Origin of the sequence: Mesorhizobium sp. M7A.F.Ca.CA.004.12.1.1 (assembly GCF_003997835.1) — a bacterium.
In the GTDB taxonomy this organism is placed as follows: Bacteria; Pseudomonadota; Alphaproteobacteria; order Rhizobiales; family Rhizobiaceae; genus Mesorhizobium.
This window is the reverse complement of record NZ_RZRK01000258.1, coordinates 1-6393: the sequence shown is the minus strand read 5'-3', so window position 1 is coordinate 6393 and position 6393 is coordinate 1. Positions and strand designations below refer to the sequence as shown.

The following is a 6393-nucleotide window of genomic DNA, read 5'->3' as shown; positions in this document are numbered from 1 at the left end:
TGTTGAGAACGGGTGTGAAAATGCTGCTTCTCGACGAGCCGACGGAGGGGCTCGCTCCCGTCATCGTGCAGCGCATCGGCGCGTTGCTGGCGACGTTGAAAAAGCGCGGCATGACGATCCTGCTGGTCGAGCAGAACTTCCGCTTCGCCAGCCGTGTCGCCGATCGTTTCTATCTGATGGAGCACGGCAAGGTGGTGGCAGGGTTCCCGGTCGGCGAGTTGCCGGACCGCATGACGCAGCTCCACGAAGTCCTGGGTGTATGATGGCGCCATGACGATGATCTTCGGCATCCCCGTTCAGGCCTTCCTCGGCCAGTTGCTGGTCGGCCTGATCAACGGCTCGTTCTACGCCATGCTGAGCCTGGGCCTGGCCGTCATATTCGGCTTGCTGCGCGTCATCAATTTCGCCCATGGCGCCCAGTATATGCTCGGCGCCTTCGTCGGCTATCTGCTGCTCACCTATCTCGGCATCGGCTACTGGCCGGCGCTGATCCTTGCGCCGCTGATCGTCGGTGTCTTCGGCATCGTGGTCGAGCGCCTGGCGCTGTCGCGGCTGTACGATCTCGACCCGCTCTACGGGCTGCTCTTCACCTTCGGCCTCGCGCTCGTGCTCGAAGGCATCTTCCGCTACTATTACGGCGTCTCGGGAAACCCCTACGCGGTGCCGCCACTGCTTTCGGGAGGCACCAATCTCGGCTTCATGTTCCTGCCCAACTATCGCGGCTGGGTCGTCGTCGCCTCGCTGATCGTCTGCTTCGGAACCTGGGCGCTGATCGAGAAGACCAGGCTCGGTTCCTACCTGCGCGCCGCAACGGAGAATCCCCGCCTCGTCCAGGCTTTCGGCGTCAACGTGCCCTTGCTGCTGACCCTGACCTACGGCCTCGGCTCCGCGTTGGCTGGGCTTGCCGGAATTCTGGCAGCGCCGATCTATCAGGTGAGCCCGCTTATGGGGTCGGATCTCATCATCGTCGTCTTCGCCGTCGTCGTGGTCGGCGGCATGGGATCGATCCTCGGCGCGATCGTCACCGGCTATATGCTTGGCCTTGCCGAGGGCCTGACCAAGGTCTTCTATCCCGAGGCCTCAAACCTCGTGGTCTTCGTCATCATGGCCATCGTGCTTCTGGTCCGGCCGGCCGGCCTGTTCGGAAGGGACGCCTGACATGTCGGAAGAGACATCTGACATGTCGGAACTGACGCTTCGCGAGACATCGGCCAAAACGTCGGCACGGCTTGAATGGACGCTGGTCGGGCTCGGCATCCTGGCGCTGCTGGTGGCGCCTTTCCTGGTCTATCCGATCTTCCTGATGAAGATGCTGTGCTTTGCGCTGTTTGCCTGTGCGTTCAATCTCCTGCTTGGCTACACCGGGCTGCTGTCGTTCGGCCACGCCACCTTTTTCGGCGGCGCCGCCTACTTCACGGCGCATGCCGTCAAGGTCTGGGGCTGGCCGCCGGAAGCCGGCATTCTGCTCGGCATGGCGGGTGCGGCCCTGCTTGGCTTCGTCATGGGCTTCTTCGCCATTCGCCGGCAAGGCATCTATTTCGCCATGATCACGCTGGCGCTGTCGCAGATGTTCTTCTTCTTCTGCGTGCAGGCGCCGTTCACGCAAGGCGAGGATGGCATCCAAGGTGTGCCGCGCGGCATGCTGCTAGGCGTCCTCGACCTGAACGTCTCGCTGAACATGTATTATTTCGTGCTGGCGGTGTTCCTCGTCGGCGTCTTCGCCATCTGGCGCATCGTCAATTCGCCGTTCGGCATGATCCTGCGCTCGATCCGCGAGAACGAGAACCGCGCCATTTCGCTGGGCTATTCCGTCGCCAACTACAAGCTCGGCGCCTTCGTCATGTCGGCGGCGCTGGCCGGGCTGGCCGGATCGCTCAAGGCGATCGTTTTCCAGTTCGCCACGCTCACCGACGTCACCTGGCAGATGTCGGGCGAGGTGATCCTGATGACGCTTCTGGGCGGCATCGGCACCATGGTCGGGCCGATCATCGGCGCCAGCCTTGTCATCGGCCTGGAAAACACGCTTGCCACTTCCGGCTTTCCGGTGACCATCGCCACTGGCCTGATCTTCATGGTGTGCGTGCTCGTCTTCCGGCGCGGCATCGTCGGCGAATTTTACGCGCGGATTTTCAAGCGGGCGGGAAAGGACTGATCAGCTGCAGGTTGATGGGACGCGGCTTGCGCGTGATGACGCATGCGTCTCCCCAATGAGCACCTGTCCGGATACTTCAGAAAGCTATAGACCTCGATCAAATCGATGCGACTGCTTGCGACCTGGGGCAATTGCGACTCCATCGGAACGGGTGAGCACTGCTTTGGGCAAATCGTGATGCGCGCATTCTTTCGATTGCTTGTCGTTGTAATCGTGGCGTCCGGCGTGACCGGTTGCACCAGTATTTCCTACTACGCGCAATCCGTGCAGGGCCATCTGCGGATCATGACGGCGCGCCAGGATGTCGGAAAACTGATCGAGGATCCGTCGACGCCGAAGGCATTGCGCGCGCGAATGGCATCGGCGAGCGCTATACGACAGTTCGCAACGGATGAACTGGCGCTGCCCGACAACAACAGCTACCGCAGCTATGTCGACATTGGTCGGGACTCGGTGACATGGGCTGTCTTCGCCGCGCCGGCATTTTCGCTGACGCCGCGAACATGGTGTTTTCCTGTTTTCGGCTGTGTTCCCTACCGGGGGTATTTCTCCAGGAAGTCCGCGACTGAAACCGCTGTCGAACTTCAAGGACAGGGCATGGACGTCTATGTGACGGGCATCACGGCATATTCCACGCTTGGCTGGTCGAGCGACCCGCTGCTCAGCACGATGTTCGGCCAGGATGAAACCTATCTCGCAGCGCTGGTGTTCCATGAACTGGCCCACCACCGCGTCTCCGTGCACGACGATTCCGCATCCAACGAGGCGTTCGCTGTCGCCGTCGAAACAACCGGCGTGAAAAAATGGCTGCGCGCGGCTGGCGATACCGCCGCATTGCGCCGTTACGAAGCCGCCCGGAGACGCAAGGCTGAATTTCTTTCGCTGGTGTCGCGGACCCGGGACGAGCTGGCGCAAGTCTATTCCAACGCCGGCACCTCGGAGCAAAAACTGGCCGCGAAGACGGCCGCGATTGAACGGCTGCGGATGCGCTACCGACACATGCGCGACAGGCGCTGGGGCCGATACCGGGGATACGATGCCTGGTTCGCTTCCCCGATCAACAATGCAAAGCTCGCCGCGACGTCCGTCTATAGCGATCGGGTGACCGCGTTTCTGCGCCTGTTCGACTTGTGTTCGGGCGACTATGTCAGGTTCTATGCGTCAGTCCGACGGATTGGCGCACTGGACCAAGCTCACCGCGTCGATGCACTTGCGGCGGCAGATCGCTGTTATTGAGCCGGTCAAAAGGGATGGCCCGAAGCGTCGGGGAACTTGCGTCCGAAACCAACCAAATCGCGCGATTGAGATCGCCCGCGCGGTTCTACTGGTCCGAGAACTTCACGCTCACGCCGCGCTGCCGAAAATAAGCCTGCATCAACTTGCGGCCCGAGCGGTTGTTCTGCGCCAGCTTGGCCGGATCGAACACCGCCTGTTTGATCCCTTCTCGCGTCAGCGCCGCCTTAAGCGCCGCGATATGTGTGTCGATGTCGGCATTGTCCGCCCGGAGCGAGGCATAGATGCTCTCGGTCGCCTCGGCCACGGTCAGTTCGCTCATTGGTGTCGTCCTTTGGTTGGTTGGGCGGCGCTTAGCACAGATTCGCGGTCCGCCGATACCGAGACCGTCAGTACACAGCGCCCGTCGCGAAAGCGAACCGTTCCTTATGGGGCTTCGTAGAGTTCCAGCGGCAATCCATCCGGGTCCCTGAAAAAGGTAAACCGTTGGTCCGTATATGGGTCGATCCGGATAGGCTCGACGGCAACGCCTGCGGCTTCCAGGCGGATAATTACGGGCTCAAGATTAGCCACAGCGAATGCCAGATGTCTCAGGCCTGTAGCCTCTGGGTGGGATGGCCGCATCGCTGGTGCAGGGAAGGAGAACAATTCCAGTTGGGCCGACCCGATCCGCAGATCCGCTTTCCATGACTGCCGCTCCTCCCGATAAACCTCCCGGATCAGATCGAGGCCGAGGAGTTCGACGTAGAACTGTCGCGACCGGTCGTAGTCGGTGCAGATGAGCGCGACGTGGTGAATGGCGTTCAGCATGCTGCTAACCTTGGTCAAGCTGGGATATGAGGCCAAGTTGCTTCAAGGCCTGGATCGTCGCGCGCCACGGCTCTGATTTGCCCTGTCCTTCCACCTCACCGATAACACCCGCGTTCCACCGCCAGCCGCCGCACCAGCGCCAGCACGGCATCGATGGTCGGGGTCGGCTTGTCCGTGAGCCGGCCAAGTTCCTGCACCGCGCTCACCAGCGCGTCGATCTCCATCGGCCTGCCGCGCTCCAGGTCCTGCAGCATCGAGGTCTTGTGTTCGCCGACATCGCCGGCGCCCTTGATGCGCCGGTCGACCGCTATGGGAAAACGCACGCCGAGGCTTTCGCCGATCGCCTGCGCCTCCAGCATCATGGTGCGGGCGAGCGCGCGGGTGCCATCGTCGGCGACAATCGCGGCCAGCGTGCTGCCGGTCAGCGCCGAGATCGGGTTGAAGGAGAGATTGCCCCACAGTTTTACCCAGATTTCGCTGCGGATGTCCTCGCGCACCGGCGCTTGCAAGCCGGCCTTGACCATTTCCTCGGCCAGAAGCGTAACCCGTTCGCTGCGCTCGCCGGAGGGTTCGCCGAGCGAGAAACGTTTGCCCTCGACATGGCGGATGAGGCCCGGCGCATCGACCTCGACGGCGGGATAGACGACCGAGCCGATAACGCGGTCCGGTCCGATCCGCTGCCAGATCGCGCCGCCGGGGTCGACCGCGTTCAGCCTGGTGCCTTCGAGCGGCCCGCCGACGCCGTGGAAATACCACCAGGGCACGCCGTTCTGCATGGTGACGACTGATGTGTGGTCCCCAAGCAGCGGCGCGATCTGGTCAAGGGCTGGGGAGAGAGAATGGGCCTTCAGCGCCAGCACGACGTAATCCTGGGCGCCAAGCTCGTCGGCTTTGGCGGCGGCCCGGACGGGGACCGAAATCTCCTGGCCATCCTCGATCAGGCGCAGGCCGTCCGCCTTGATGGCTTCCAGATGGGCGCCGCGCGCGACGATCGAAAGATCGGTCCGCCCAGTGATGGCGAGCTTGGCCGCGAGATAGCCGCCGATCGCGCCGGCGCCGAAGATGGTGATCTTCATCGTCAAAGCCCGAGTTTGGCGGCGAGGCCGATGCGCTGCAATTTGCCGGTCGCACCCTTGGGGATCTCGTCCAGGATCAGGATCTTGCGCGGCACCTTGAAATCGGCAAGCCGTGTCGCGGCATAGGTGCGAATGTCGCCCTCGGTGGCACTGATGCCTTCGCGCAGCACAACCGCCGCGGCCACCTCCTCGCCAAGCTTGTCATGCGGCATGGCGAAGGTGACGACCTGCGCCACCGCCGGATGGTCCATCAGCACGTCGTCGACCTCGAGCGGCGAGATCTTTTCGCCACCGCGGTTGATGATCTCCTTGAGCCGACCGGTGACCCTGAGATAGCCGTCCTCGTCGAGCACGCCCTGGTCGCCAGTGTGGAACCAGCCATGCGCGAAAGCCGTGGCATTGGCATCCGGGTTCTTCTCGTAACCCGTCGTGACATTGGGTCCGCGAATGACGATCTCGCCTGTCTCGCCGGCTGCGAGCAGCCGCCCGTCAGGCGCCATGACAGCCACGGCCGGACCGGCGGAGGCACCGACGCTGCCCGGCTTGCGCTGGCCCGGCGGCAGCCGGTTCGAGGCCATCTGGTGCGCGGCCTCGGTCATCCCGTAGGATTCGATCACCGGGCAGCCGAAGGTCGCCTCCAGCTCGGCCATCACCTGCGCCGGCAGCGACGCCGAGGATGAGCGGATGAAGCGCAGACGCGCCGCCGCCAGCGCCTCGGTGTTGCGTGCCGCGCGGGGCAGGATCGCCTGATGCATGGTCGGCACCGCCGTGTACCAGCTCGGCTGCGCCTCGCTCAGCCACTGGAAGAAGCGCAGCGCGTTGAAACCCGGCGTGCAGTAGATGCTGCCGCCGGCAGCCAGCGACGACAGCACGGCCGCGATCAGGCCGTGGATGTGGAACAGCGGCATGATGTTGAGGCAACGGTCATCTGGCGTCAGGCCAAGCGTGCCGCCGATATGGGCAGCCGAGGCCGCAATGTTTGCATGGCTGAGCGGCACCAGTTTTGGACGCGATGTCGTTCCGGAGGTATGCAGCAGCAGCGCAATGTCGCTGTCTTGCGCCATGTCGGGCGCGGCCTGCGGTCCGATCGCTGCGCCCTCGATCATGAAGCTGCCGGCGGGT

General features: G+C 63.3%; 7 protein-coding genes and 1 pseudogene. 4 read left to right on the top strand and 4 right to left on the bottom strand.

Annotated features, from left to right (window positions below):
* The 4 genes and pseudogenes from EN984_RS38805 to EN984_RS15505 form a co-directional block, all read left to right on the top strand.
* Positions 1-263: pseudogene (locus tag EN984_RS38805) on the top strand (ABC transporter ATP-binding protein); the annotation flags it as partial.
* A 7-nt stretch (positions 264-270) separates the two neighbouring features.
* Positions 271-1158: a branched-chain amino acid ABC transporter permease gene (locus tag EN984_RS15515; RefSeq protein ID WP_127267609.1), complete on the top strand. Its 888-nt coding sequence runs from the start codon at positions 271-273 to the stop codon at positions 1156-1158.
* A gap of 22 nt (positions 1159-1180) precedes the next feature.
* Positions 1181-2152, top strand: a complete 972-nt coding sequence (locus EN984_RS15510; protein WP_127267612.1) for a branched-chain amino acid ABC transporter permease — start codon at positions 1181-1183, stop codon at positions 2150-2152.
* A gap of 177 nt (positions 2153-2329) precedes the next feature.
* The gene (locus EN984_RS15505; RefSeq protein ID WP_127383816.1) at positions 2330-3388 is read left to right on the top strand and encodes an aminopeptidase; all 1059 of its coding nucleotides are present in this window, start codon (positions 2330-2332) and stop codon (positions 3386-3388) included.
* Positions 3389-3473: 85 nt separating this feature from the next.
* On the opposite strand, the gene EN984_RS15500 is transcribed toward EN984_RS15505, so the two are convergent.
* From EN984_RS15500 to EN984_RS15485, 4 genes are all read right to left on the bottom strand, one after another.
* A complete protein-coding gene (locus EN984_RS15500; RefSeq protein ID WP_127267610.1) occupies positions 3474-3707 on the bottom strand; it encodes a hypothetical protein in 234 nt (77 codons plus the stop codon).
* A gap of 104 nt (positions 3708-3811) precedes the next feature.
* Positions 3812-4195: a VOC family protein gene (locus EN984_RS15495; RefSeq protein ID WP_127267611.1), complete on the bottom strand. Its 384-nt coding sequence runs from the start codon at positions 4193-4195 to the stop codon at positions 3812-3814.
* Between the two features lie 95 nt (positions 4196-4290).
* Positions 4291-5271, bottom strand: coding sequence for a 2-dehydropantoate 2-reductase (locus EN984_RS15490; RefSeq protein ID WP_127272486.1), 981 nt, complete (start codon positions 5269-5271; stop codon positions 4291-4293).
* Between the two features lie 2 nt (positions 5272-5273).
* Positions 5274-6393, bottom strand: a 1120-nt coding sequence (locus EN984_RS15485) for an AMP-binding protein (protein ID WP_127383815.1), incomplete at its 5' end; no start/stop codon positions are given.

Coding starts and splice junctions, on each gene's coding strand:
- EN984_RS15515 (WP_127267609.1), top strand. CDS start 271: ATGACGATGATCTTCGGCATCCCCGTTCAGGCCTTCCTCGGCCAGTTG.
- EN984_RS15510 (WP_127267612.1), top strand. CDS start 1,181: ATGTCGGAACTGACGCTTCGCGAGACATCGGCCAAAACGTCGGCACGG.
- EN984_RS15505 (WP_127383816.1), top strand. CDS start 2,330: ATGCGCGCATTCTTTCGATTGCTTGTCGTTGTAATCGTGGCGTCCGGC.
- EN984_RS15500 (WP_127267610.1), bottom strand. CDS start 3,707: ATGAGCGAACTGACCGTGGCCGAGGCGACCGAGAGCATCTATGCCTCG.
- EN984_RS15495 (WP_127267611.1), bottom strand. CDS start 4,195: ATGCTGAACGCCATTCACCACGTCGCGCTCATCTGCACCGACTACGAC.
- EN984_RS15490 (WP_127272486.1), bottom strand. CDS start 5,271: ATGAAGATCACCATCTTCGGCGCCGGCGCGATCGGCGGCTATCTCGCG.